Raw genomic sequence first — 256 nt, 5'->3', positions numbered from 1 at the left:
AAGTGGAAAACCATGTGGAAAGGCACAGACAGCCAGGAGGTTGGCTTAGAAGCAGCCACCCTTTAAAGAAAGCGTAATAGCTCACTGGTCGAGTCGGTCTGCGGGGAAGATTTAACGGGGCTAAGCACAGAACCGAAGCTTGGGGTGTGCATATTTATATGTACGCGGTAGAGGAGCGTTCCGTAAGCCGTTGAAGGTGGATTGAGAAGTCTGCTGGAGGTATCGGAAGTGCGAATGCTGACATGAGTAACGATAA

The 256-nt window shown here is 50.0% G+C and carries 1 rRNA gene; it reads left to right on the top strand.

Going from position 1 to position 256, the window contains the following annotated elements:
* Positions 1-256, top strand: a 23S ribosomal RNA gene (locus MRBLST15_RS10280); the annotation flags it as partial.

This window comes from Stenotrophomonas sp. LST15-1-1.1 (genome assembly GCF_040815575.1).
GTDB lineage: Bacteria > Pseudomonadota > Gammaproteobacteria > Xanthomonadales > Xanthomonadaceae > Stenotrophomonas > Stenotrophomonas lactitubi_B.
This window is presented reverse-complemented; position numbering and strand designations above follow the sequence as displayed.